This window comes from Brachymonas moutaii (nom. illeg.) (assembly GCF_049977365.1).
Classification (GTDB): Bacteria; Pseudomonadota; Gammaproteobacteria; order Burkholderiales; family Burkholderiaceae_C; genus Brachymonas.
Map to the genome: position 1 here is coordinate 530,592 of NZ_JBNGEN010000001.1, position 24,281 is coordinate 554,872.

The 24,281-nt window shown below is 65.8% G+C and carries 22 protein-coding genes and 1 tRNA gene; 15 read left to right on the plus strand and 8 right to left on the minus strand.

Features of this window, described 5'->3' with window-relative positions:
* Positions 1-65: 65 nt before the first annotated feature.
* The 15 genes from ACP2WS_RS02350 to ACP2WS_RS02420 all read left to right on the plus strand — a co-directional run bounded on the left by ACP2WS_RS02350 (position 66) and on the right by ACP2WS_RS02420 (position 14,676).
* The gene (locus ACP2WS_RS02350; protein ID WP_426459312.1) at positions 66-1,319 is read left to right on the plus strand and encodes an MFS transporter; all 1,254 of its coding nucleotides are present in this window, start codon (positions 66-68) and stop codon (positions 1,317-1,319) included.
* A gap of 11 nt (positions 1,320-1,330) precedes the next feature.
* The gene (locus ACP2WS_RS02355; protein WP_426459314.1) at positions 1,331-1,474 is read left to right on the plus strand and encodes a hypothetical protein; all 144 of its coding nucleotides are present in this window, start codon (positions 1,331-1,333) and stop codon (positions 1,472-1,474) included.
* Positions 1,475-1,661: 187 nt separating this feature from the next.
* Entirely contained in the window at positions 1,662-2,558 is an 897-nt protein-coding gene (gene dapA / locus ACP2WS_RS02360; protein ID WP_374491088.1) for a 4-hydroxy-tetrahydrodipicolinate synthase, read from the plus strand.
* A 78-nt stretch (positions 2,559-2,636) separates the two neighbouring features.
* Positions 2,637-3,761: an outer membrane protein assembly factor BamC gene (bamC, locus tag ACP2WS_RS02365; RefSeq protein WP_426459315.1), complete on the plus strand. Its 1,125-nt coding sequence runs from the start codon at positions 2,637-2,639 to the stop codon at positions 3,759-3,761.
* Positions 3,762-3,940: 179 nt separating this feature from the next.
* Complete coding sequence (locus tag ACP2WS_RS02370) at positions 3,941-4,720, plus strand: MBL fold metallo-hydrolase (RefSeq protein WP_426459317.1); 780 nt, start codon at positions 3,941-3,943, stop codon at positions 4,718-4,720.
* A gap of 217 nt (positions 4,721-4,937) precedes the next feature.
* Complete coding sequence (locus ACP2WS_RS02375) at positions 4,938-6,365, plus strand: coniferyl aldehyde dehydrogenase (protein WP_426459318.1); 1,428 nt, start codon at positions 4,938-4,940, stop codon at positions 6,363-6,365.
* Positions 6,366-6,656: 291 nt separating this feature from the next.
* A complete protein-coding gene (locus ACP2WS_RS02380) occupies positions 6,657-8,984 on the plus strand; it encodes a TonB-dependent receptor (RefSeq protein WP_426459319.1) in 2,328 nt (775 codons plus the stop codon).
* An 83-nt stretch (positions 8,985-9,067) separates the two neighbouring features.
* Positions 9,068-9,745 carry a Fe2+-dependent dioxygenase gene (locus ACP2WS_RS02385; protein WP_426459321.1) on the plus strand — a complete coding sequence of 226 codons (678 nt, stop codon included), beginning with the start codon at positions 9,068-9,070 and terminating at the stop codon, positions 9,743-9,745.
* Between the two features lie 65 nt (positions 9,746-9,810).
* The gene (locus tag ACP2WS_RS02390; RefSeq protein WP_426459322.1) at positions 9,811-10,926 is read left to right on the plus strand and encodes an alpha-hydroxy acid oxidase; all 1,116 of its coding nucleotides are present in this window, start codon (positions 9,811-9,813) and stop codon (positions 10,924-10,926) included.
* Between the two features lie 111 nt (positions 10,927-11,037).
* Positions 11,038-11,793, plus strand: a complete 756-nt coding sequence (locus ACP2WS_RS02395; protein ID WP_426459324.1) for an energy transducer TonB — start codon at positions 11,038-11,040, stop codon at positions 11,791-11,793.
* Between the two features lie 56 nt (positions 11,794-11,849).
* On the plus strand, positions 11,850-12,563 hold the full coding sequence (locus ACP2WS_RS02400; RefSeq protein WP_374491104.1) for a MotA/TolQ/ExbB proton channel family protein: 714 nt from the start codon (positions 11,850-11,852) through the stop codon (positions 12,561-12,563).
* A gap of 55 nt (positions 12,564-12,618) precedes the next feature.
* On the plus strand, positions 12,619-13,032 hold the full coding sequence (locus ACP2WS_RS02405; protein ID WP_426459325.1) for an ExbD/TolR family protein: 414 nt from the start codon (positions 12,619-12,621) through the stop codon (positions 13,030-13,032).
* Complete coding sequence (gene hemP, locus ACP2WS_RS02410; RefSeq protein WP_426459326.1) at positions 13,029-13,244, plus strand: hemin uptake protein HemP; 216 nt, start codon at positions 13,029-13,031, stop codon at positions 13,242-13,244. The genes ACP2WS_RS02405 and hemP overlap by 4 nt, the downstream gene beginning before the upstream one ends.
* Positions 13,245-13,453: 209 nt before the next feature.
* Positions 13,454-14,167, plus strand: coding sequence for a Bax inhibitor-1 family protein (locus ACP2WS_RS02415; RefSeq protein ID WP_374491112.1), 714 nt, complete (start codon positions 13,454-13,456; stop codon positions 14,165-14,167).
* Between the two features lie 233 nt (positions 14,168-14,400).
* Entirely contained in the window at positions 14,401-14,676 is a 276-nt protein-coding gene (locus tag ACP2WS_RS02420) for a hypothetical protein (protein ID WP_374491114.1), read from the plus strand.
* A gap of 7 nt (positions 14,677-14,683) precedes the next feature.
* Here ACP2WS_RS02420 and rlmD read toward each other — a convergent pair whose 3' ends face one another.
* The 8 genes from rlmD to ACP2WS_RS02460 all read right to left on the minus strand — a co-directional run bounded on the left by rlmD (position 14,684) and on the right by ACP2WS_RS02460 (position 24,189).
* A complete protein-coding gene (gene rlmD, locus ACP2WS_RS02425; protein ID WP_426459327.1) occupies positions 14,684-16,264 on the minus strand; it encodes a 23S rRNA (uracil(1939)-C(5))-methyltransferase RlmD in 1,581 nt (526 codons plus the stop codon).
* A gap of 202 nt (positions 16,265-16,466) precedes the next feature.
* A complete protein-coding gene (locus tag ACP2WS_RS02430; RefSeq protein WP_426459328.1) occupies positions 16,467-17,354 on the minus strand; it encodes a peptidoglycan DD-metalloendopeptidase family protein in 888 nt (295 codons plus the stop codon).
* A gap of 220 nt (positions 17,355-17,574) precedes the next feature.
* Positions 17,575-18,471: a protein-L-isoaspartate(D-aspartate) O-methyltransferase gene (locus ACP2WS_RS02435; protein ID WP_426459329.1), complete on the minus strand. Its 897-nt coding sequence runs from the start codon at positions 18,469-18,471 to the stop codon at positions 17,575-17,577.
* A 2-nt stretch (positions 18,472-18,473) separates the two neighbouring features.
* Positions 18,474-19,259, minus strand: a complete 786-nt coding sequence (gene surE, locus ACP2WS_RS02440) for a 5'/3'-nucleotidase SurE (protein ID WP_426459330.1) — start codon at positions 19,257-19,259, stop codon at positions 18,474-18,476.
* Between the two features lie 141 nt (positions 19,260-19,400).
* A complete protein-coding gene (locus ACP2WS_RS02445) occupies positions 19,401-20,543 on the minus strand; it encodes a bifunctional nicotinamide-nucleotide adenylyltransferase/Nudix hydroxylase (RefSeq protein ID WP_426459331.1) in 1,143 nt (380 codons plus the stop codon).
* A gap of 170 nt (positions 20,544-20,713) precedes the next feature.
* Positions 20,714-20,790, minus strand: a tRNA-Val gene (locus tag ACP2WS_RS02450).
* A gap of 123 nt (positions 20,791-20,913) precedes the next feature.
* Entirely contained in the window at positions 20,914-23,187 is a 2,274-nt protein-coding gene (locus ACP2WS_RS02455; RefSeq protein ID WP_374491126.1) for a RelA/SpoT family protein, read from the minus strand.
* Between the two features lie 54 nt (positions 23,188-23,241).
* Positions 23,242-24,189, minus strand: a complete 948-nt coding sequence (locus ACP2WS_RS02460) for an alpha/beta fold hydrolase (protein ID WP_426459332.1) — start codon at positions 24,187-24,189, stop codon at positions 23,242-23,244.
* Positions 24,190-24,281: the final 92 nt, after the last annotated feature.

Below are 24,281 nucleotides of genomic sequence, written 5' to 3' on the forward strand. Positions count from 1 at the left end.
GTTTTTTCCTTTCCTGTGCCGGCGGCCCACGATCCGATGGGGGCACAGGCCATCTGCCCCTGCTTATGACCTCGCCGACTCCTCTTGTCTCAGCCTCTCCCTCGCCTCGCCCTGCCCTGCCGCTGGTGCAGCTGCTGGCCTGCAGCGCCCTCATCGTGACACTGTCGATGGGCATCCGGCACGGTTTCGGCCTGTGGCTCCAGCCCATGACCCAGGCGCACGGCTGGACGCGCGCAGACTTTTCGCTCGCCCTGGCCATCCAGAACATCTCCTGGGGCGTGACGGGCATCTTCGCCGGCATGCTGGCGGACCGTTTCGGCGCCTTCCGCGTGCTTGCAGGGGGCGCTGTGCTGTATGCCGCCGGCCTGGCAGGCATGGCATGGTCGGACACTCCCGCCATGCTTTCTCTCACAGCCGGTGTGCTGCTCGGCACGGCGCAGTCGGCCACCACCTATGCGGTGGTCTATGGCGTGATTGGCCGCAACGTCACGGCCGAAACCCGCTCCTGGGCCATGGGCATCACGGCAGCGGCAGGCTCTTTCGGGCAGTTTCTCATGGTTCCCGTCGAAGGCTGGATGATCGACCGGCTCGGCTGGCAGGCCTCCCTCTTCTGGCTCGGCGCGGCCGCGCTGCTGATGGCTCCACTTGCTCTGGGCCTGCACGAGCCACGGCTGCGTTCCGGAGCAGTCGCTGCACGCGCGCAGACCGCCGGCCAGGCACTGGCCGAGGCCTTCCGCACGCCAGGCTTCCTGCTGCTCATGGCGGGATACTTTGTGTGTGGCTTCCAGGTCGTGTTCATTGGGGTGCACATGCCCAGCTACCTGCGTGACCACGGGCTGCCGCCCCAGGTGGCGAGCTATGCGCTCGCCCTGATCGGCCTGTTCAACGTGTTCGGCACCTATCTCTCCGGCTCGCTGGGCCAGCGCATGGCCAAGCGGCATATCCTCGCGTGCATCTATTTCTCGCGGGCGGTGGCGATCACCATCTTCCTGCTGGTGCCGCTGTCGGCGGCCAGCGTATACGTGTTCGCGGCCGTGATCGGGTTCCTGTGGCTGTCGACCGTTCCCCCCACCAACGCGCTGGTGGCCCAGATCTTCGGGGTGGAGCATCTGTCCATGCTGGGAGGCATGGCTTTCTTCAGCCACCAGATCGGTTCCTTTCTGGGCGTATGGCTGGGAGGCGAACTCTACGACCGCACCGGCAGCTACCAGATCGTGTGGCTGATCTCCATTGCGCTCGGTGTGCTGGCCGCACTGGTGAACCTGCCCATCCGGGAGGCTCCGCTCGTGCGCGCGCCCCGCGTGCAGCCCGCAGCCTGAGGCGTGCCGTCATGTCCCGATGGACCCGCCTGGCCCTGCGCCTGCTTGCCGTGGGAGTGCTTCTGGCCGTGTTCATGCTTTATCTGAGGCCGGATTTCATGGTCACCATGAGCGACTTCGTGTGGAGCTGCACCGTTCTTCCCAACGGCCGATAACTGCAAACGGAAGCCGGAAACGAGCCGTAACCGATCGGCCTCTGCCGCCGCGGTTTTTCCTCTGGGACTGTGGCACCATGCTGGATACAATGATAGTTTTGCGCCGGATGCTCGCAGCGGCGGGAACCATTCGCGATGGTGCCGATCCAGAGCAGGACGCACGGATCCACTCACAGGAATTTTCTTCATGCAACCGATCACAGGCAGCATTGTTGCGCTGATTACCCCCTTCCATGCCGACGGCAGTGTCGATTACGACACGCTGCGCAAGCTGGTGGACTGGCATGTGGAACAGGGCACCGACTGCATCAGCGTGGTGGGCACCACGGGCGAATCGCCCACGGTCAATGTCGACGAGCATGTCGAGATCATCCGCGTGGCTGTCGAACAGGTGCGCCAGCATCCCGACCGTCACGTGCCCATCATGGCCGGCTGCGGTGCCAACTCCACCTCCGAGGCCATCGAGCTCGCCCGCCGCGCGCAGGCCGTGGGAGCCGACTGCCAGCTGCAGGTCGTGCCCTACTACAACAAGCCCACCCAGGAAGGCCAGTTCCAGCATTTCAAGGCCATTGCCGAGGCCGTCGGCGATCTGCCCATGATCCTCTACAACGTGCCCGGCCGCACCATGGCCAACATGGAGCACGACACCGTGCTGCGCCTGGCCGAGATCCCCGGCGTGGTCGGTGTCAAGGAAGCCACGGGCGACATCGGCCGTGCGCAATGGCTCATCCGCGATGTGCCCGAAGGCTTTGCCGTGTATTCCGGAGACGATCCCACCGCCGTTGCCCTGATGCTCTGCGGCGGACAGGGCAACATCAGCGTCACTGCCAACCTGGCACCCAGGCTCATGCACGAGCTGTGTGCTGCCGCCATCGCCGGCGACCGCGACACCGCCATGCGCATCCAGTTCCAGCTCATGCCCCTGCACAAGCACCTGTTCATTGAGGCCAACCCGATTCCCGTGAAGTGGGCAGCTGCCCGCCTGGGTCTGTGCGGCCCCGAACTGCGCCTGCCCATGACCCAGCTGACTCTGGCGCATCAGCCCATCGTCGAAGCCGCGCTCAAGGCTTCCGGCCTGCTCTGATCCGCCCTCTTCCCTTCTTTCCGACTGCCATTCCCGTTGCGTCCGATCTCTACTGGCATAACCAAGGAACCTCCCGACGTGAAAACCCTGTTCAAACTGTCCGTGCTGGGTACGGCCCTCGCGCTCGCCGCGTGCTCCACCACCACGACCACTGAAGTGGACTACAAGTCCGCGCAGCGCGGCAATGCACTCGAAGTGCCGCCCGACCTGACCAAGCTCTCCAGCGACGGACACTTCAGCATCCCCGGCGAAGCCACTTCGGCTGCGGCCTACCAGAAGGACCAGACCGCCGGGCAGGCCCAGCCTGAAACGGCCGTCAATGCCGTGGGCGACGTGCAGATCAAGCGCGACGGCAACCAGCGCTGGCTCTCCGTCAACCGGCCTCCCGCCCAGATCTGGAATGCGGTACGCACCTTCTGGGAAAACAACGGCTTCGTGCTGACCACCGACAACCAGCGGCTGGGCATCATGGAAACCGACTGGGCCGAAAACCGCGCCAAGCTGCCCCAGGACATCATCCGTTCCACGCTCGGCAAGATGTTCGATGCGCTCTACTCCACCGGCGAGCTCGACCGCTTCCGGACGCGGCTCGAACGCAATGCCCAGGGCGGCACGGACATCTTCATCAGCCACCGTGGCATGGAAGAGGTCTACAGCAACAACGACAAGTCGGCCACCCGCTGGCAGCCGCGCCCGGTCAACCCCGAGCTGGAAGACGAATTCCTGCGCCGCCTGATGGTCGCGCTCGGCGTGTCCAAGGAGCGTGCAGCTGCCATGGTCCAGGCCAATCCGCATGTCCCTGCCAAGGCGGCGACAGCCCCGTCGGCCTCCCCTGCTGCGGCCAGCGGTGTCGCCATCGAAGGCGATGCACTGGTGCTGTCGGAAGACTTCGAACGCGCTTGGCGCCGTGTCGGCCTCTCGCTCGACCGTACCGGATTCAGCGTGGAAGACCGTGACCAGAAGGCAGGTGTCTACGATGTCCGCTACGTGCCGCTGGTGGCACCCGACGCCAAGAAGCCCGGCGTCCTGACCCGCCTGTTCAAGAAGGCGCCCGAAACCCAGTCCGTGCATTACCAGGTCCGCGTACAGCCCCAGGGGGGCCGCGTCATGGTGCGTGTCTACGATGCCCAGGGCAATGCGGCTCCTGCGCGCGACGGCAACCACATCCTGCAGGTGCTGGCTGACGATCTGCGCCAGATGTAAGCCTCTGTTGCTGCTGCCCGCCTGACGGGCTGGGACTCCGCACAGCCTCCTGGCATGCTCCGCACACGGAGACGCAGGAGGCTGTGGCGCTTCAGGCCCCTGACTCCAGACGTCAGAGGGGGGGGCAGCAGCACCTCCTGTGCTTTGTTTTCATTTTTCGTTTCGGTTTTTCTCTTCCCGTGTCCATCCGATTCAAGAGCCTCGGCAGCGGCAGTGCCGGCAATGCCACTCTGGTGGAAGCCCGCGAGGGCCTGCGCACCAGCCATCTGCTCATCGATTGCGGTATGTCGCAGCGCAAGCTCACGCTGCGCCTGCAGCAGGCCGGCGTGGAGCCCGAACAGATCGACGCCCTGTTCATCACCCATGAGCACAGCGACCACATTGGCTGCGGCGTAGCCTTTGCCCAGCGCCACGGCATTCCCCTGTGGATGAGTCGGGGCACCCATGTGGGCATCGGACAGCCCGAACTCGGAGAGCTGCTGCACATGGCGCGCGATGGCTCCCCTCTGTGCGTGGGAGCACTGGAGTGCACTCCCTTCACCGTGCCGCATGACGCGCGCGAGCCGCTCCAGCTGCGCTGCACCGACGGAGACCGTCTGCTCGGCATCGTGACGGATCTAGGCCATGCCAGCGCGCATGTGGTGGAGATGCTGCAGGGATGCGATGCATTGCTGATCGAAGCCAATCACGATCCCGACCTGCTGGCAGCCTCCCGCTACCCGCCCTTTCTCAAGGCCCGGGTGGCAGGCGACTTCGGGCACCTGAGCAACGCCGCCTCGGCCGGACTGGCGCGCCTGCTGCAGCATGCCCGGCTGGGCCAGGTGCTCGCCGGCCACCTGAGCGAACGCAACAACCGCCCTGATCTGGCCTCCGCCGCACTGGCCGAGGCCCTCGGGCGCACAGTCGACGACATCATGCTGGCCGATGCCGCACACGGCAGCGACTGGCTGTCCGTCTGACGCACTGCCGCACTGCTTCGCTGCGAAACGATTCAGGCCAGCGCCCCCACTGCGGTGCCCCACCGCTCTTCCTGCGGCAGGCCGCCTCTGCATGGCAGAACCCGCCCACACCTTGTCACAGCTCGAATCGTTTCGGGCATGACGCGATGCGTGGCCGACGCTTACACTTGAAAAATTCCTTCGCGTCCATCGCCCCTTTTCCGCCCTGTCACCCGACATGCAAGAGTCCCCTGCCCTCTCTCACAGCCATTTCGAATATCTGCAGCAGCTGCTCGCACAGCAGCAGGAGGCGCACCACGCACGTCCGTACCCTGATCTGGCAGCACGACTCGACCTGCTCGACCGCCTGCAGCGCATGCTGGATCAGCACTCCGATGTGTTCATCCAGACCATTTCCGATGACTTCGGCTATCGCAGTGCACAGGAAACGCGCATGGCCGAGCTGCTGGTCGTGCAGCTGGAAATCCGGCATACCCGCCGCAAGCTGGCACGCTGGATGAAGCCCCGCCGCATGCCCACGGCCCTGAGTTACTGGCCTGCCAGCAACCACCTCATGCGCCAGCCCCTGGGGGTGGTGGGTGTGGTATCGCCCTGGAACTATCCCCTGCAGCTGGCGCTGTCGCCCGCGCTGGCCGCGCTGGCCGCAGGCAACCGGGTGATGATCAAGCCGTCCGAGCTGACCCCCCGGTTTTCCGAGGCCCTGCAGCAGGCCGTGGCCAAGTTCTTTGCCACGAGCGAGCTGGTGGTGGTGCCGGGAGATGCCGAGATCGGCAAGGCCTTCACGCAGCTGCCCTTTGACCATCTGCTGTTCACCGGCTCCACCGCCGTGGGGCATGCCGTGGCCGAGGCGGCCGCTTCCCACCTCACGCCCGTGACGCTGGAGCTGGGAGGGAAGTCCCCGGCCATCATCGATACCACGGCCGACATGGCCCATGCCGCGCACCGCATCGCCGTGGGCAAGCTGCTCAATGCCGGACAGACCTGCGTGGCGCCCGACTACGTGCTGGTACACCGCAGCCAGCACGAGGCCTTTGTCGAGGCCTACACGGCGGCAGTGCACGCGCTCTATCCCACGCTGGGAGACAATCCCGACTACACCAGCATCATCAGCGCCCGCCATTTCACCCGCCTGGTTGATCTGCTGCAGGATGCCCACGATCGGGGTGCGAGGGTGGTGCCCATTGGCGAGACCGACAGCGGCATGCGCAAGCTCGCCCCCTGTCTGGTGCTGGACGCTCAGCCAGAGATGCGCGTGATGCAGGAAGAAATCTTCGGCCCCATTCTCCCTGTGCTCATCTACGACAACGTGGACCAGGCCATTGACCGCGTGCGTCAGGGCGACCACCCGCTGGCCCTGTACTGGTTCGGGCAGGATCGCACGACCCAGGACAAGATTCTGGAATCCACCCTGGCCGGAGGAGTGACGATCAACGATTGCCTCTACCACCTCACCCAGGAGTCGCAGCCCTTTGGCGGCGTGGGGGCAAGCGGCATGGGCGCCTATCACGGAGAGTGGGGATTCCGCGCCTTCAGCAAGGAAAAGCCCGTGTTCACCCAATCGCGCTGGAGCGGCACACGCTGGCTCACGCCGCCCTACGGCACACGGTTCGAGCGGCTCATGCAGTGGCTGCGCCGCTGGGGATAGTTCGGCTTTTGCCCACGTCTGCCGCGTTGCTTCTGCGAAGAACGTGCTTCCGCTCCATGCCCCATGCAGGAAAAGGTGTGCTGCACGCACCACACAAATGAGAATGATTTTTATTTATACCCTATAATGGCCTGCAAGACGGTGTCGATTTCAGATCGCATCGTCCCTTGCACAGCCAGCCACACTGCCGCAAGCATCGGGATGCATCTGCCGCACGGCAGACGTTCCCGGCAGGATGCCCATGGACAGACATAGCCAGCGATTTCTCCGCCATTGCCTTGTTCTGATTCCATGACTTTTTCTGCCCGTTCCCGCCGCACATCCCGCTCCTCTGCCGTCGTCCCCCCTGCTGCTGCCCCGTCGACCTTTTCTCTGTCTGCCGGGAGGAGCGCCTCCTCCGCTTCCGGTGCAGCAGCTGGCGGCAGCACCGGGCTGCCCGTGATGCCCCTCGGTGCCGCTTTGCTGCTGGGAACTCTGGGCACGGCCGCATGGGCTCAGGATGTGCGAACCGAATCGGTCGACGGCACCCTGCCCACGGTCGAAGTGCGCGAGAAGGCCCCCGAACCCGAGGGCAAAGACACCATCCATGCCACCACCGCACGCATCGGCAAGGGCAAGCAGGCCCTCAAGGACATTCCGCAATCGGTGACCGTGGTGACCGAGAAGCTGATGGACGACCGCCGCATCGCCACGGTCAAGGAAGCGCTTCAGGAAACGGCTGGCGTCACCTTCCAGGCCGGCGAAACGGGCGAAGAGGACATCCGCCTGCGGGGGTTCTCCCTGGCTGCCAGCGGAGACCTGTTTCTGGACGGCATGCGCGATCCCGCCTTCTACGACCGCGACACCTTCAATCTCGACCAGGTGGAGGTTCTGCGCGGCTCGGCCTCCATGCTGTTCGGCCGCGGTTCCACGGGCGGGGCCGTCAACCAGGTGAGCAAGACCCCGCGTCCGCTCAACGACTACGAGGTGTCGGCCACGGTGGGCAATGGACAGCGCCTGCGTCTCACCGGCGACTTCAACATCCAGACAGGCGATACCCAGGCCCTGCGCATCAATGCCCTTTCCGACCATGCGGCAAGCAACGGCATCGGCGCGCGCGAGGAGCGCAAGGGGCTGGCCGCCTCCTATGCCTGGGGTATCGGCATGCGCGATGAATTTCTGGTGAGCCTCTACCACCTCGACAACCAGAACGGCATCAATTACGGCGTGCCCTACCTCACGCCGGCGGGGGCTGCCTCCTCCTCGTCCGAGCGGCAGCTGCTCCCGGTCTCGCCGGATGCCAACTATGCCATGGCAAGCGACTACAACCACAGTCGCGCGACGCTGGCAGGACTGTCGCATACCCACCGATTCGACACGGGCGGAGAGATCGTCACCCGCCTGCGTGCCGGCCGTTTCTCGCGCGATGTACGGGCCAGTGCGATGCGGCTCGCCAGCGGAGTGACCGACGCCACGCTTTCGGCCGACACGGTGCTGACCCGTTCGCCCAAGTACAAGATCCAGGACGTGGACACCCTGCAGCTCCAGAGTGACTACACCGGCCAGTTCCAGTGGGGCGGACTGGAGCATACGATCACGGCCGGTGTGGACTTTTCGCGCGAAACCAAGGACAGCTACACCCCCACCAGCACAGGCACCAAGCCCTCCACCACGGTCGGCAGTCCCGACGATGGCGCATGGGTCGATGAAGCCGCACGCACCCTGTATCGCTCCGGACACTACCGTTCGACAGGGCTGGGAGCCTATGTGCAGGATGTGGTGCAGATCGCACCGGCCTGGAAAGTGGTGGGGGGCCTGCGCTACGACTGGCTGCACGGTGACTACGACACCTACAGCCTGTCCGGTGCCACGAGCTCGTACCGCATGAAGGTGTCCGAGTGGAGCCAGCGCGCCGGGCTGCTCTACCAGCCCACCGCCAACCAGACCTACTATCTGTCGTATGGCACGTCCTTCAACACCTCGGGCGATGCCTATTCGCTGAGCGCCTCCACCGCTTCCGTCCCGCCCGAGAAAAGCCGCAACATCGAGCTCGGAGCCAAGTTCGAATCCACCGACCGCCAGCTCGGCGGCCGGATCGCCCTGTTCCACTCCACCAAATACAACGAGCGCAACACCGACCCCGACCTTCCCGTGGCCAACCTGAGCGGCCAGCGCCATGCAGCCGGACTGGAAATCGACCTCAGCGGCCGCATCACGCCCCAGTGGGAGGTCTATGGCTCCTACATGTATCTGCCTGTCGCCAAGGTGGACAAGGCTGCTGCCTGCCCGGCCACGGGTTCCTGCAGCCAGAACCAGCCCGGCGAGCGCGTAGGGGAGCGCCCGGGGCTGACGCCCCGCCACAGTGGCACGGTATGGACCACCTACCAGGTCCACCCCCAGTGGCGCGTGGGAGCCGGGGTGAACTTCCGCAGCTCGCAGACTCCGGTACTGAGCAGCATCCGGGTACCGGGCTATGCCACCTATGACCTGATGGCCGAATACCGGCACAACAGCCACCTCAGCTTCCGCGCCAACCTGCTCAATGCCACCAACAAGCTGTATGCGGCGGAGCTCTACCGCGGGCACTACATCGCCGGTGCCGGCCGCACCTACAGCCTGACCGCCACCTACCGGTTCTGAACGCGCGGGCCGGGGCCCCCAAGGCCCCGGCCGGTCAAGCGCACAGATCGCTGCATTTTTCTGCCTCCAGGCACACGCACGCCATGATCCTGACACTCGACGCCCTGCTCTCCCCTGCCCAGCTTGCCATCATCCAGACGCACCTGCGGGATGCCTCGTGGGATGCTGGCAGCCACACGGCAGGGGCCCTGGCCCGCACCGTCAAGCACAACAGCCAGCTGCCGGCCGACAGTGCCGCCCTGCAGCACATCCGGCAGCAGGTGGCCGACGCCCTGCAGAGACACCCGGTTTTTCTGGGTGCCGTGCTGCCCCGTCGGGTGTTTCCCCCACGGGTGAATCGGCATGGCGTGGGCGACCACTACGGCCCTCACTACGACAACGCCGTGCTCCAGGGCCCGCAGGGTGTGCGGGTACGCTCCGACGTGTCCTGCACCCTCTTTCTCAACGAGCCGGACACCTACGACGGTGGCGAACTGCAGATTGCCGACACCTTCGGCGAGCACCGCATCAAGCTGCCCGCCGGCAGCGCAGTGCTCTACCCTTCCAGCAGCCTGCATCAGGTGCTGCCGGTCACACGGGGCGAACGGCTGGCCTGCTTTTTCTGGATCGAGAGCATGGTGAGAGACGATGCCCGGCGCCGTCTGCTGCATGAATTCGACCTGGCGCTCACCCGGCTGCGCAGCCAGCATGGCGACAGTGCCGATACCACCCAGCTCACCGGCACCTACCACAACCTGCTGCGCATGTGGGCAGAGACATAGGCAATCCTTCGCCCTGTTGTCACCTGCTCCTGGCTGCCCTGTCATCACCCATCTTCGCCTGCGCCGTGCATATCTCCTGGAATCCCCCTTCCATCTCTCCTCTTCCCCCCGGCATCATCACCCTGGACGACCACGAGCGCCATGCCGCGCACATGCTGGGCGCCGCTGCACATGCCTATTTTGCGGGCACTGCGGCAGATGGCCTGACCCATGCCGCCAACCGCCAGGGCTGGCGCAGCCTGACGCTGCGGCCGCGCGTGCTGCAGTCGCTGACGGGCGGGCACACCCGTACCCTGCTGCAGGGCGCCACCCTGCACGCCCCGCTGCTGCTGGCTCCGGTGGCCCATCAGCAGCTTGCCCACCCCGACGGCGAACTGGCAAGCGCCTGCGCGGCAGCCGCCATGGGCGTCGGCATGGTCGTGAGCACCCTCTCCAGCACCCCCATCGAACCCCTGGCAGCCTGCCTGCACGACTCCGGCGGCCTGCCCCCATGGTTCCAGCTGTATGCACAGCCCCATCGCGACGACACCCTGGCACTCATCCACCGCGCCGAACAGGCAGGATGTGCAGCCCTCGTGCTCACGGTGGATGCCCCGGTCCAGGGGGTGCGCGATGCAGAACGCCGAACCGGATTCGTACTCCCTCCCCAGAAGCAACCACCCCATCTGGCCGATCTGCCCAACCGTCCCTGGCCCGCTTCGCATGCCGAGGCCGGGCTGTGCCAGGGCGTGACCGCCCATGCCCCGACCTGGGCCGATGTGGAATGGCTCCAGAAACAGACCTCCCTGCCCCTGTGGCTCAAGGGCGTCACCCACCCCGAAGACGCCCGCCGTGCCCAGGATCTCGGCATACACGGCCTCATCGTGAGCAACCATGGCGGCCGCACTCTCGACACCATGCCTCCCACCTCCCGCCTGCTGCCGCAGGTCCGGGCCGCCGTCGGAGCGGACTTCCCGCTGCTGGTCGATGGCGGCATCCGCCGTGGCACCGATGTGTTCAAGGCGCTGGCGCTGGGAGCCAATGCCGTGCTCATCGGGCGTCCCCAGGTGTTCGCTCTTGCCAATGCCGGAGCGCGCGGCGTGGCTCACATGCTGCGCACCCTGCGTGACGAACTCGAAGCCTGCATGGCCCTGTGCGGCTGCGCCACTGTCGATGCCATCGGTCCGGAACACCTGGAATAGGCCTGAACCCCTCTTCTCTTAATTGATATTGATTCTCATTTATAATTTATACATCGCTCCCAGATATCTATTCCACCGCTCCGTGCTTCTGGCCTTGCCCTCTTTTCTCTCATGCCCGATCGTCGTTATCTGTTCATTGCACCCGCAGTCGTGCTGATCCATGGGAGCCTGCTGTGGATCGCATCCCCTGCGTCCCAGCCGCAGCGACCCCAGCCCCTGCCCACCTCGGACCTGCTTCAGGCACGCTGGATCGAACGCAGCCCCGTCGCCATGCAGGCAGCCACACCCGCACGCCCCGCTGAACCGCCAGCTCCACACCCACAGGCAGCGGCCCCCTCCCGGACGTCGACTCCATCCCCGCAGCGCCCCTCTGTGTCCAGGCCCACCGCAGTGCCCAGGGCCTCTGCCCGCACTCCGGAACGCGCACACGTCACAGCGCCCGCAGAAGGCCCCACATCCCGCACCCAGGACTCTGCTCCCGCGCATGCGTCCCGCGCTTCAGCCACGGATTCGACCCACACGCATACGCAGACAGAAGGAGCACGGCAAGGAGCCGCACAGAGCGCAGATTCCACGACGCCCTCGCTGGAACTTCCTTCCAGCCAGGCCAGTTATCTGCGCAACCCACGTCCGCCCTACCCCCTCGCCAGCAAGCGCCTGCGCGAATCCGGCACCGTGGTGCTGCGCGTACGGGTAGGAGCCGACGGCACCGCCCAGCAGGTGCGCATACAGCGCTCCAGCGGCTATCCCGCACTCGATGAATCCGCCCAAGACACCGTGCAGCGCTGGCGCTTCGTGCCCGGCAAGCGCCATGGCGTAGCCACCGCCATGGACTATGACGTCCCCATCGCCTTCCGCCTCGACTGATGCCAGCCCGGCGGGCCGCTTCTTCCCTCTCTTCTTTCTGTTCCCAGACCCTTCCCATGACCACCCCAGCCTCCTCTTCCACCCCGTCCCTTGCCGCCAGCTCCTTCGACCTGACCCACTTCTGGCTGCAGGCCGATGCCATCACCAGGGGCGTCGCGCTCGTCCTGCTGCTCATGTCGCTGCTGACCTGGATCATCATGGTCGGCAAGGCCTGGGAAGCCTGGCGCTGTCATCGCCTGGCACGCAGGACCGAACAGTTCTGGCACAGTCCCGACATGGCTGCCGGCATGCAGCTGCTCGGAGAATCCGAAACCCCCTTCCGTGCCCTGGCTCAGGCAGGGCTGGACGCACGCGCCCACCACCGCCTGCAGGCCGAATCCACCGAACTGCACGACACCCTGCCCGTAAGTGACTGGATCAGCCTGTGTCTGCGCCACAGCATGGACAGTCTCGTGGCACGGCTGCAGGCCGGGCTCTCGGTGCTCGCCTCCATCGGCTCCACGGCGCCCTTCATCGGCCTGTTCGGGACAGTCTGGGGCATCTACCACGCCCTCATGGGCCTCGGCGGCAGCGGCGCCGTCAGCATCGACCGCGTTGCCGGCCCCATCGGGGAAGCTCTCGTCATGACGGCTCTGGGCCTCGCCGTCGCCATTCCCGCCGTCCTCGGCTACAACACCCTGGTTCGCGCCAACAAGCACGTCAGCTCCAGCCTGGCCCGCTTCTCGCACGACCTGCATGCCTGCCTCGTCACGGGCGCCCGCGTGGCCTGACCGCCGCACGCATGCCTCTTGCCTTTCCTCTGTCTACTTTTGCCGTTCCGCCACCATGTCCATCCCCCTTTCCGACCCCACCGACGACACCTTGATGACGGAAATCAACATGACGCCCCTGGTCGACGTCATGCTCGTGCTGCTCATCGTCTTCATCCTTGCCATGCCGTTGATCCAGAACTCCACCCGGGTCGAACTGCCGCAGGCTCAGTCCGCTCCTGCCGCACCGCAGCCAGACGCCATTCGGCTCACCATCGACGCCTCCGGCCAGACCTTCTGGAACGATGCGCGCGTATCGCCTCAGGAGCTGCGCACCCGCCTCACAGAGGCCGCACACCGCAGCCCCCAGCCCCCCATCGAACTGCGCGCCGACCGGGCCACCCGCTACGAACCCGTCGCCCAGGCCCTGGCCGCCGCGCGCGAGGCCGGCATGACGTCGGTCGGATTCGTCACGGAGCCTGCCCGATGACCTGCCCTGCACGCCCTGATGCCGCACCGGCATCGTCTCCTGCCTCTTCCACCTCTCCGGCTGCCGCCGTGCCGGTGACCGTTGCCCCCACCGACCGGTGCATCGCCAGCGAAGCCCTGCTTCAGGGGAAGCGTTCGGTCACCATCGTCCACCAGGGCGAAACCTATCGCCTGCAGTCCACCCGACAGGGCAAGCTCATTCTCACCAAATAGCCTGCCGGTCCTGCATTCCTCTGCAGCCCCGGAGTGGCCGGGCATCGGGATGGGTGTTACATGTCCTTGCGAGCGATTCAGGGGGCGCCTCTATAATCAATCCGTCCATGTCGTCACGGAAACAGCGGAAATGCATGGACCTGTCGCGTATCTTCTGCCTGCGCGTTGCCTCCGTTTCTCCCCGCTCCCGTCTTTCCCAAAGGAATTCCATGGAAAACCGTTTCAATTCTTCCGGCGTCCCCGCCAGCAGCGACTGGGGGCGATCTGCCTATGCACCCGACATGGCGACCCGCCAGCGCGTGCTGCGCAACACCTATCTGCTGCTTGCCATCAGCATGGTTCCCACCGTGCTGGGCGCATGGATCGGGGTGGCCAGTGGCGCCATGGCGCTGCTGTCGGGAGGCCTCGGCATGGCCGTGTTCCTGATCGGCGCCTTCGGCTTCATGTACGCCATCGAGCGCACCAAGCAGTCCGGTACCGGTGTGCTGGTGCTCCTGGGCTTCACCTTCTTCATGGGCCTGATGCTCGCCCCTCTGCTGTCCGCCGTGCTCGGCCGCGCCAACGGGGCACGCCTGATCATGACCGCCTTTGCCGGTACGGGCGGCGTCTTCGCCGTCATGGCCGTGCTGTCCTCCGTCGTCAAGCGCGACCTGTCGGGCATGGGGCAATGGCTGTTCGTGGGAGCACTGGTGGTCCTGTTCGGAGGCCTCATCAACCTGTTTCTCGGATCGAGCGCCATGATGCTGGCCCTCTCCACCCTGTGCGTGGGCATCTTCAGCCTGTACATGCTCTACGACCTCAAGCGCATCATCGACGGCGGTGAAACCAACTACATCTCCGCCACCCTGGCGCTCTATCTGGACATCTACAACGTGTTCCAGAGCCTGCTGGTCATTCTGGGCCTCACCAGCGACCGTGACTGAGCAGCCCCGGTGCACAACCGGCATGGCAGGTGCACCGGCTGTCTCTCCCTCTGACACACCGCCTCCTGCACGGGAGGCGGTTTTTTCATGCCCGCACATCGCATGCCCAGGTCACCAGCCATGAACGCTTCGTCACCAATCGTCACAGCTTGCCTGCCCTGTTCCCCCTGCAGTCACGCAGGACGCGGTTAGGCTGATGCCTTTGATTCCTGGTGCATTTTTCCGGAGCCTGCATGTCCACGCCCACTACCGTCCCCTCCCGATATCGACTTTCTGCAGCCACGCTTGCCGCTGCGACCATGCTGCTGCTGGCAGGCTGTGCAGGCTCTTCCGCACTCCAGGAAAATGCGGCCCTGGGTTCCCCTGCAGGCAACGGCAGCAACCTGGGCATAGCCGGATCGAGCGCCTCCGGAGTACAGCTCTATGGCACGGTCGACCTGAGCGTGGGCCGCCGGGAGACCTCCCGCAACGGGAGCATCCAGACCACCGACGGCCTGTCCTCGCACTGAGCAGACGTCAGGCCCCGGCCACGGATTCGGTGGCCTGCGGAATACGGGACTGCGAGGCATCAGCCCGTTCGAACACCGCCATGCTTTCCACATGCGCCGTGTGCGGAAACATGTTCACCACCCCGGCCGCGCGCAACACATAGCCCGCCTGGTGCACAAGCAGCCCTGCGTCGCGTGCCAGGGTGGCGGGATTGCAGCTCACATACACGATGCGCTGCGGAGGCTGCCACTCGGCAGGTGCCACATAGCTGCTCTCGCCCTCGACTTCCCGTCCCAGACGCTGCTGGTGAATGTCCGCCAGAGCCTTGACCAGCGCAAAGGCGCCTTCACGCGGCGGATCGACGAGCCACTTGTCCGAAGCGCCATCTGCCACCAGCATGGCCGGGGTCATCTCGAACAGGTTGCGTGCCACGAAGCGTGTGGGTGCCAGCGCGTGTCCATGGGCGTTTGGCTGGTTGGCCGCATGGTTCTCGCGCGAGCGCTGCACCAGGGCCTCGCTGCCTTCGATGCCCAGCACCTCGCGGGCCCGGGTGGCGATCGGCAGGGTGAAGTTGCCCAGCCCACAGAACCAGTCAATGATGCGTTCGTGGCGCTGCACATCCAGCCATTGCAGGGCCCGGCTGACCAGCACGCGGTTGATGTGCGGATTGACCTGCGTGAAGTCCGTCGGGCGGAAAGGCATCGTGATGCCGAATTCGGGCAGGCTGTAACTCAGGGTGGGCGTATCGGGGCTGATGCAGTGCACGGTGTCGGGGCCCTTGGGCTGCAGCCACCACTGCACTCCGGCATCGGCGTGCTCCCGCGCAAAGGCATGGAGGCGCGCCAGATCGGCCTCGCTCAGGGGCTCCAGGTGGCGGAGCACCAGTGCAGTCACGCCATCGCCACAGGCCAGCTCGATCTGCGGGCAGGTGTCACGCGCCTCCATGCCGGCCACGAGCGCACGCAGGGGCAGCAGCAGCGCACTGACATGTGGCGGCAGAATGGCGCAGCTGCGCATGTCGGCAATGTAGCGGCTCTTGCGCTCATGGAAGCCGATCAGCACCTCGCCCTTCTTGATCACATGCCGCACCGACAGGCGTGCACGCCAGCGATAGCCCCAGTCTGGCCCATGGATGGGACTGAGCATGATGCCCGCACGGCACTTGCCAAGGTGCCAGAGGTTGTCCTCGAGCACGCGCTGCTTCATGGCCACCTGGGCATCGGGATGCAGATGCTGCATCTTGCATCCGCCACAGGCGCCGGCATGCAGGCCGAAGTGCGGGCAGGCAGGTCGCACGCGCTGCGACGACTCGCGATGCACGGCGGTGAGCGTGGCCGCCTCCCAGTTGTTCTTGCGGCGGTAGGTGTTGGCACTCACCCATTCGTAGGGCAGCGCCCCGTCGATGAAGATCACCTTGCCGTCGGCGCGGCGCGACACCCCCTGCGCATCCAGATCCATGGCATGCACCAGCAGCCAGTCGGGCTGGGCATGCGGCGGACGTTCGCCGAAGTACGGCAGCAGTTCGCCCAGCCGGTCCGTCGTGCCCCCTTCGTCGGTATCGGTCTGGGGGGCATCCTCGACGGGCGGTGCAATCGGAAGGTCACTCATGATGGTCTGGAAAAGAAAAGAGAAACACTAAACGCCGCCCCGATCGAACCGAGCGCACGCAGAAAACGCTGCCCCGCAGCGACGAAACCGTCCCCTGCCCTCCTGGACAGGGGACGGGGCAATCAGCCGATGGACTGCTCCTGCTTTCGGCACGCGCCGTTCGGCAAGTGGCCGAGACAGGGAGGCGCCGTCGCCGGCCAGGTCAGGGCCGGGAAGGCAGATAGGTCAGCGGATTGACCGAGGTGCCGTTGCGACGCAGCTCGAAGTGCAGCTTGACGCGGTCGCTGTCGCTGCGCCCCATCTCGGCAATCGTCTGGCCCTTGCGCACGGTCTGGTTCTCGCGCACCAGCAGCTTGCTGTTGTGGGCGTACACGGTCAGGAAGGTGTTGTTGTGCTTGAGGATGATGAGGTTGCCATAGCCGCGCAGGCCTGAACCGGCATACATCACCTTGCCGTCGGCAGCCGCCATGATGGGATCCCCCTCGCGCCCGCCGATGCTGATGCCCTTGTTGCGATCCCCGTCGAAGGACGAGAGGATGGCCCCTCCCCGCGTAGGCCAGGCCAGGCTGATGCCTGCCGCACTGGCACCAGAGGCATGCCCCTGCACCGCAGGCGCTGCGGGGGCCGGTGTGACAGCGGGCGCCTCATGCGCACGTGCATGGCGCACAGCCGGGGCTGCCGCTGTCGTGGCTGCAGGCGCACGGTGCCTGACCACCGGAGCCGGCCCATGGGCCGCCATGCCGGGCGGTGGGACCACGCGCAGCACCTGGCCGACCTCGATCTGGTCTGGATTGGGCACCCACTGGCTGTTCCAGCGTGTGATGTCACGCCAGTCCAGCCCATTGGCGCGAGCGACGCTGCGGATGGTGTCGCCCTGCTGAACGGTGTAGTACCCGGGCCGACCGGCGAACTCATGCCCAGGCAGCGTGGCCGGGTCGACGCGCGGAGTGGTGGAGAACATGCCGGTGGAACGGTCCTGGACCGGGGCGCGGGGAGTGGAACCACAGGCCGCGAGCAGGGCCGCCAGGCCCAGACACCACGCGGTGCGGGTGCATTGGCGCAGAGTGCCAACGCGAGCAATGAAACGCATGCAAAGTCCTTCTTGCTGGATTCGAAATGGCCAGACTCCCGAAACAGACTCCACCGGACTGCGGAGCCATGGCACGACTGCCTCCGGCAGCGCAACGGGATGGCATGGAGCCTCGCACGGCCATCTGCCAGTGCTGCGGACAGATCGGCTTCCTGCAGGAAGCTGCCTCCGTCTCGGCAAATGGATCGGGCCGACAGGAAACGCCATCGCGTCCCGAACGTCAGGCCATGCCGGATTTTAAGGGAACAAAAAGCACGGGTTCGAGCACAGTTTGTTGCAAACCGTGCGCTGTCCGGTCGAGCACCACGAGCACCTGACTCTGCGGCCCCGTGGCCATGGGGGCCACGATGCGCCCCCCTACCGCCAGCTGGTCTACCCATGCCTGTGGAATGGCGGCCCCTCCCGCCGCGGCGATGATGCCCGCATAGGGTGCGCCAGGCGCATAGCCCAGCATGCCATCACCCAGCAGCAGATGGATGTTGGGAATGCGGAACGGCCGCAGATTGTCGCGTGCCTTTTCGTGCAGTCCCTTGAGTCGCTCGATGCTGTAGACCTCCTGCACCACCTCGCTGAGCACGCTGGCCTGGTAGCCGCATCCCGTCCCGATTTCGAGCACCCGGCCGAGCCTGGCATCGGGAGGCTGCTGCTGCATGGCCGGACTCGAGAGCAACAGCTCCACCATGCGTGCCACCACACTGGGCTTGGAGATCGTCTGCTGCAGGCCTATGGGCAGGCTGGTGTCGAGATAGGCCTGTGCCAGAAGCGCACTGTCGACAAAGCAGTGGCGCTCCACTGCCATCAGGGCTGCAGCCACCCGTGCATCGTGCAGCCCCTGCGCCTCCAGCTGCTGAACCATGCGGGCCCGGAGGGCCGCCGCATTGGCTGCACCGGCGTTGCCGACCGTGGTCGGTGTGTTGACGGGCATCACATGCGCGCGCGGCACTGCCTGCGCCGGCACGGGCACAGCCGCGCCCGATCCCACAGGAACCGTCGGCACCAGCGTGCCGGTTCCCGGCGGCACCCGTGGCCGGGGAGGTGCAGGAGCCCGGCCCGGCCCCGTGTCGGACGACGAGGCCTCGCTCCACTGGTTGCGCGCGGGAAAGGTGGGCCGCGCCATGGTCACACGGGGCCCATGCCGCCGCCCCCCTGGGCCGTGAATGCCTGCGCCCAGTAGCCGAGCGCATGGTGATCGCACAGATCGATCTTGAGCGGCGTGAGGGACACGTGTCCCTCGCCCGTGGCATGGAAGTCGGTGCCTTCGCCGTTGTCCTTGACGGGACCTGCATTGCCGATCCAGAACATGGTTTCGCCGCGCGGATTCTGCTGCCGGATCACGGGCTCGGCAGAATGGCGCCGCCCCAGCCGGCACACGCGCAGGGGCTGAAGGTCGGCATAGGGCCGGTTGGGAATGTTCACGTTGAGCAGCCAGGGCGAACTGCCCGCAGGCCGTGATGCGAGCGAAGCGCCAAGCCGCTGCACCAGTTCGCGGGCTACCCGCGCGGCATCCTCGACATGTTCCCAGCCCCGCTCCACCTGCGAGAAGGCAATGGCAGGGACGCCGAAGAGATAGCCCTCCATGGCCGCTGCCACGGTGCCCGAATAGATGGTGTCATCGCCCATGTTGGCACCGTTGTTGATGCCCGAAACCACCAGATCGGGCAGCTCGTCGAGGAGCCCGGTCAGGGCAATGTGCACGCAGTCTGCCGGGGTGCCATTGATATAGCGGAAGCCGTTCGCCGCCCGCTGCACGTACAGGGGAGCCGTGACGGTGAGGGCATTGGACTTGGCACTGTTGTTGTTCTCGGGGGCAACGACCTCCACGTCGGCAATGGTGTGCAGTGCATCGTGCAGTGCCACAATGCCTGGCGCCTGGTACCCGTCGTCGTTGCTGATGAGAATCTTCATGGTCCTGTTCCGTCTCCCTGCCGCGGGGCGGCACTTGCAACCAATTGTAGTGGGTCTGGCACCGACAGTGCCTGCCGCGGTGCTCTCCCTGTCGCGGGGAAACCCCGATGCAGCGTTCTGCCGAGTACGGTGTGGCTGACGCTACGGCTGCTTCAGCGTCAGGAAGTACTTCAGAATGAAATAGTGGTCCTCGAACAGGCGATCGCGCAGCTCCTCAAGCTGCTCCACCGGCCACCAGGCGGCCTGCGCGGCATCATCGCGCCCCTGCACGGCAGGCAGAGGTGCCAGCGGATGGGAATCGGGGAGCCCAAATGCATGGGCATGACTCAGAACCCGTCCCCGCTGGCTGCGGTCCGGCGCATCGAACACCCGCCGAGCCCACAGACTGGCGCGCAGCTGGGCATCGGGCACGGCAAGGGCTGTCTCCTCGCGCAGCTCTCGCAGTGCGCCGTCCAGCAGCCGCTCGTCCGCTTCGAGAAAACCTCCTGGCAAGGCCCAGTTGCCCTGCCCCGGCACCCGTCCGCGCTGCACCAGCAGCACATGGCCGCGCTGCACCACCACGGCATCCACGGTACAGAAGATGGGCGCGAAGCCCGCTTCGGCATAGCGGAAGCGGCGCCGGTAGTCCAGCAGATATTCCCGCTCGTCCGCCAGCTGTTCCCATGCCTGCGTGGCACGGAACGTCTGCAGGAAAGCCACGGTCGAAGCAGGCAGCATGGTTGCGGCCATCCGCTGCTGGCGCGCCGCATCCTCGGGCGCACGGCCGAAGTAGCACATGCGCACATCGGTGGCATTGATACCCTCCACGTTGGCAAAGGGCACGAAGTCCCAGCCTGGGAAAAGGTGCAGGTAATAGCTGCTGTCGTCCTTGACATGCCCCACCAAAGCCACGGGCATCCCGTCGGGATGTCCGCCATCGGCGCGGATGGCTGCCTCCGCAGCCTGCCGCACCTCGTCGATCCAGACCTGGTCGTCGTAGGGATCATCCACCACCCCGACTGCGCGCACCCGATGGCGCTCGCCTTCCTCCAGACAGCCCCGCACCATGGCCGAGCGTTCCGCCACCGTGAAGGGATTCTTGAAGCTGCGGGGCTGCCGATCGGACCCGATCACCACCACGACCTGATCCGCACAGTCCAGGCAGGCCTGCAACAGGGCTCGATGGCCCTCATGCACCGGCTGAAAGCGTCCGATCACCACGGCATAGCGATAGCGCCGCGACACGGGCGTGCTGCCGGCAAGCGAATCGGCGAAAGAATGCGCAAGGGAAGATGAGGCAGACATGCGGCACATTGTCCCATGGAGGACGGCCGACATCCGTGCATGGAGCCACCACTGCCCTTGCCCCCTGCGCCCCCTGCGGCATCGACAGCGCCTCGTCCTGCAGCAATGGGCACCTGGCAACACCCCATGCAAAAAGCCCGCTGGTACCTGTGTACCAGCGGGCTTGCAATTGGTAGGCGCGATTGGACTCGAACCAACGACCCCCACCATGTCAAGGTGGTGCTCTAACCAGCTGAGCTACGCGCCTGTCGTCAGAAGCTGCGTAGTATAGCAGGGTTTGCACAATTTTCGCACCGCGCATCCAAAACTTCAGACAAATTGCACTTTCCTCTTTCTGGACTGCATCAGAGTCCCATGGCAGAACGGGCGTTCAGCGCCGCCGGGCACTGCGCACCCCGTCCATGCCGGCCAGCTCGGCCAGGGTCTTGCGCAGGCGATGCGTGTCGCTGACCTGCACGGTCAGGGTCATGTGCGTGACTTCGCGCACGATGTCGTTCTTGAGCCCGATCATGGGCATCTTCTCGCGCGCGAAGAGCTCACTGATGTCGCGCAGCAGACCCGGCCGGTCATGGGCCTGCACCAGCACATCGACGGGATAGTGCCCGACACCCTCCCGCCCCTCCTCGGCCTGCCACTGCACCTCGATGGCGCGCTCGGGGTTGTCGCGCACCATGCTGCGGTAGTTGGGACAGTCGAGCCGGTGCACGCTCACGCCCTTGCCCCGGGTGACAAAGCCCCCGATGGCATCGGGAGGGGCTGGCTTGCAGCACTTGGCGAGCTGGGTCATGAGCGAGCCCATGCCCACCACCAGCACGCCCCCCTTGGGACCGCTGCGGTGGGCATGCCGCTCCTGGAGCTGCGACTGCTTCTGCAGCAGGAATTCATCCTGCGTCAGCGGGGGCGCCTGGGGCTTGAGCACGGCCTCGATGTTGCGCAGCGAGAATTCATCCTTGCCGACCACCTCGAACAGGGCATCGGCACCATCGAATCCGAGCTGGGCTGCCAGTTCGTCGAGCTTGACGGCCGTGCGGCCTTCGCGCTGCAGGAGTTTCTCGACGGCATCGCGGCCCTTCTCGATGGTTTCCTGCTGGGCACGGGCATTGAACCAGGCACGCACCTTGGCCCGCGCACGGTTGCTGACGATGTATTTCTGATCGGAACTGAGCCAGTCGAGCGAGGGTCCCCCCTCCTTGGCGGCAATGATCTCGACGGTCTGGCCGTTGCGCAAAGGGGTATTGAGCGGCACCATCGCCCCATCCACGCGCGCGCCCCGGCACCGATGCCCGAGGCTGGTGTGCACGCTGTAGGCAAAATCCACGGGCGTGGCGCCTGCCGGCAGCTCGATCACGGCCGCTTCGGGGGTGAGCACATAGATCTTGTCTTCGAGCACGGCAGCGAGCTGGGCCGCGTCGGGGGCTGCATCCTCGTTGCCGGTGGCAGAAAAATCCCGCTCCCATGCCAGCAGCTGCCGCAGCACGGCAATCTTGGCGTCGTAGGCACTGTTGGCGGTGTGTCCGGCATAGCCCTTGGTCCCGGCTTCCTTGTAGGCCCAGTGGGCAGCCACCCCGCTTTCGGCATGCTCGTGCATGGCCTGGGTACGAATCTGGATTTCGAGCGGGCGCTCGGGCTGACCTTGCTCGTGTTCGCGCACCACGGTGTGCAGCGACTGATAGCCGTTGGCCTTGGGCTTGACGATGTAGTCGTCGAATTCGGAAGGGATGGCCTCGAAGCGCGTATGCACCCAGCTGAGTGCCTCATAGCAGTCTTCGACCGTCGGCACGATGATGCGCAGCGCCATCACGTCATAGACATGGCTGAAGTCGAGCCCCTTGCCGCGCATTTTCTTGACGATGCTGTAGATGTGCTTGGGCCGCGCCTGCACGTTGGCGCTGATGCCCTGCGCCAGCAGGCCGGCATGCACCGTCTCGCGCAACCGGGCCGCGCGCTGCTCGCGCTCGACGCGCTTCTCGTCGAGCCAGCGCGCGACCTGCCGATAGGTATCGGGCTCCAGAAAGCGGAAGGAGAGGTCTTCCATCTCCCACTTGATCTGCCAGATGCCCAGCCGGTTGGCCAGCGGCGCCAGCACATGCAGGGATTCGTAGGCCAGCGCATAGGGCGCCACTTCCTTGACCGCCGCATAGTGCCGGAGGGTCTGCAGCCGCGAGGCCAGACGCAGCAGGATCACGCGCAGGTCGCGCGAGAAGGCCAGCAGCATCTTGCGCACGGCCTCGATCTGCTCGGCCTGCTCCTGGGGGGTGGTGGCTCCGGGCTGGTTGCGCTGGTGCTGCTGCAGATGCATGAGCCGGGTGGCCTGCAAGGCCAGGTGCGCATAGCTTTCGCCAAAGACCTGGGTGATCATTTCCTGCGGCCGGCTCAGATGCTCGGACGCATAGACCAGATAGGCGGCTGCCTGCAGGGAGGGGGCCCCTCCCATCTGCTCCAGGATGCGTGCTACGCCATCGGCATGCACCAGGGCGTTTTCGCCCGTTCCGAGCTGCACGCTGGCCAGAAGAGGACTGGCGAACTGGCGGGCCTGGGTCAGCACATCGGCCGGCTCCGGCAGGCTGCCGGCAGTGGCATGCACGATGTGGGCCACATCCTCGGGAGAGGCTGAAGAATCGGACAGAGAGGAAGAGGCAATCATGGGAATCACACCGGAAGCAGGCCTGGGAAGCCCCCGCCTGCGCCCGTCAGTCAGTCAGACACGGGAAACACCGGAACTCCCGAGCAGGAAGTCGGCAATCGGCTGCATCTCTGCGGCATGGTCGAGGGCAGGCGCATGCCCGGCCCCGGCAATCTCGACCACGTGCGCATGGGGGCCGCGCATCTGCATGGCGTGTGCGGCTTCCGGGGTCAGGAGGTCGGACTCCGCACCCCGGATCACGAGCGTGGGAGTGGAGAGGGCATCGTAGAGCTTCCACAGCACCTGGGTGCCCGCATCGAAGGCCTCGCGAGGCACCTCGCGAAAGGCATCGGCCAGGGCCGGATCATAGTGCAGACGCAGCCCCCCGGCAGGATGGGGACGGAGCATGGGCCGGTTCAGCCGTGCCCACTCCTCCGGCGTGTGAGGGCCAAATGCCGCGAAGCGCTCCTGAAGGGCCTGCAGCGCCTCGGCCTCCGATGCGTAATGCCCGGTATCCCCCGCATAGGCCCCTATGCGGGCCACCGAGGCATGGGTGATCTGCGGGCCCACGTCGTTGAGCACCAGATGCGCCAGGGAAGGCACCCCGGCCGGCCATGCGGCGCTGCCCTGGAGCGAGGCCAGCCCCATGCCGATCAATCCTCCCATGCTGGTTCCCACCCAGTCCAGGGTGTCGACGGGAGCCTGCTGCGCGAGCCGGGTCAGCAGCTGCACCATGCCCTGCACATAGACCGGAATCTGGTAGAGCGCAGGATCGGGCAGCCATGCGCTCTGCCCACGTCCCGGCACATCGGGGCACACGATGCGCAGCGGGGGCAGTCCCCGCCGGTGGGCCTGCTCGATCAGCTCGCTCGCAAGGGCATCGAAGTCGCGCCCCTGGCGGGTCAGGCCATGCACGCACAGCACCACATGCCCTGCTGCGGGTTCCCCCCATTGCCAGTACCCCATGCGTACGGCATGGTCACCGAGGGTGCATACAATGTGCTCGAGTACTGGTTGACTCATGATGTGTCCCGGACGGAAAGACCTGATCTTGCACCATGCAGGCCCGGCTTCCGAGAAAGCCCCTTCGGCCCGCATCCTCATTTCATCCTACC

Excerpts from the sequence above, each read along its gene's own strand:
- ACP2WS_RS02420 (WP_374491114.1), top strand. The coding sequence starts at position 14,401 with ATGTCCACGCCCACTACCGTCCCCTCCCGATATCGACTTTCTGCAGCC.
- ACP2WS_RS02405 (WP_426459325.1), top strand. The coding sequence starts at position 12,619 with ATGTCCATCCCCCTTTCCGACCCCACCGACGACACCTTGATGACGGAA.
- hemP (WP_426459326.1), top strand. The coding sequence starts at position 13,029 with ATGACCTGCCCTGCACGCCCTGATGCCGCACCGGCATCGTCTCCTGCC.
- ACP2WS_RS02445 (WP_426459331.1), bottom strand. The coding sequence starts at position 20,543 with ATGTCTGCCTCATCTTCCCTTGCGCATTCTTTCGCCGATTCGCTTGCC.
- ACP2WS_RS02385 (WP_426459321.1), top strand. The coding sequence starts at position 9,068 with ATGATCCTGACACTCGACGCCCTGCTCTCCCCTGCCCAGCTTGCCATC.
- ACP2WS_RS02455 (WP_374491126.1), bottom strand. The coding sequence starts at position 23,187 with ATGATTGCCTCTTCCTCTCTGTCCGATTCTTCAGCCTCTCCCGAGGAT.
- ACP2WS_RS02350 (WP_426459312.1), top strand. The coding sequence starts at position 66 with ATGACCTCGCCGACTCCTCTTGTCTCAGCCTCTCCCTCGCCTCGCCCT.
- ACP2WS_RS02380 (WP_426459319.1), top strand. The coding sequence starts at position 6,657 with ATGACTTTTTCTGCCCGTTCCCGCCGCACATCCCGCTCCTCTGCCGTC.
- ACP2WS_RS02355 (WP_426459314.1), top strand. The coding sequence starts at position 1,331 with ATGTCCCGATGGACCCGCCTGGCCCTGCGCCTGCTTGCCGTGGGAGTG.
- ACP2WS_RS02400 (WP_374491104.1), top strand. The coding sequence starts at position 11,850 with ATGACCACCCCAGCCTCCTCTTCCACCCCGTCCCTTGCCGCCAGCTCC.
- ACP2WS_RS02430 (WP_426459328.1), bottom strand. The coding sequence starts at position 17,354 with ATGCGTTTCATTGCTCGCGTTGGCACTCTGCGCCAATGCACCCGCACC.
- ACP2WS_RS02395 (WP_426459324.1), top strand. The coding sequence starts at position 11,038 with ATGCCCGATCGTCGTTATCTGTTCATTGCACCCGCAGTCGTGCTGATC.
- dapA (WP_374491088.1), top strand. The coding sequence starts at position 1,662 with ATGCAACCGATCACAGGCAGCATTGTTGCGCTGATTACCCCCTTCCAT.
- surE (WP_426459330.1), bottom strand. The coding sequence starts at position 19,259 with ATGAAGATTCTCATCAGCAACGACGACGGGTACCAGGCGCCAGGCATT.
- ACP2WS_RS02375 (WP_426459318.1), top strand. The coding sequence starts at position 4,938 with ATGCAAGAGTCCCCTGCCCTCTCTCACAGCCATTTCGAATATCTGCAG.
- ACP2WS_RS02435 (WP_426459329.1), bottom strand. The coding sequence starts at position 18,471 with ATGGCGCGGCCCACCTTTCCCGCGCGCAACCAGTGGAGCGAGGCCTCG.
- ACP2WS_RS02415 (WP_374491112.1), top strand. The coding sequence starts at position 13,454 with ATGGAAAACCGTTTCAATTCTTCCGGCGTCCCCGCCAGCAGCGACTGG.
- ACP2WS_RS02460 (WP_426459332.1), bottom strand. The coding sequence starts at position 24,189 with ATGAGTCAACCAGTACTCGAGCACATTGTATGCACCCTCGGTGACCAT.
- rlmD (WP_426459327.1), bottom strand. The coding sequence starts at position 16,264 with ATGAGTGACCTTCCGATTGCACCGCCCGTCGAGGATGCCCCCCAGACC.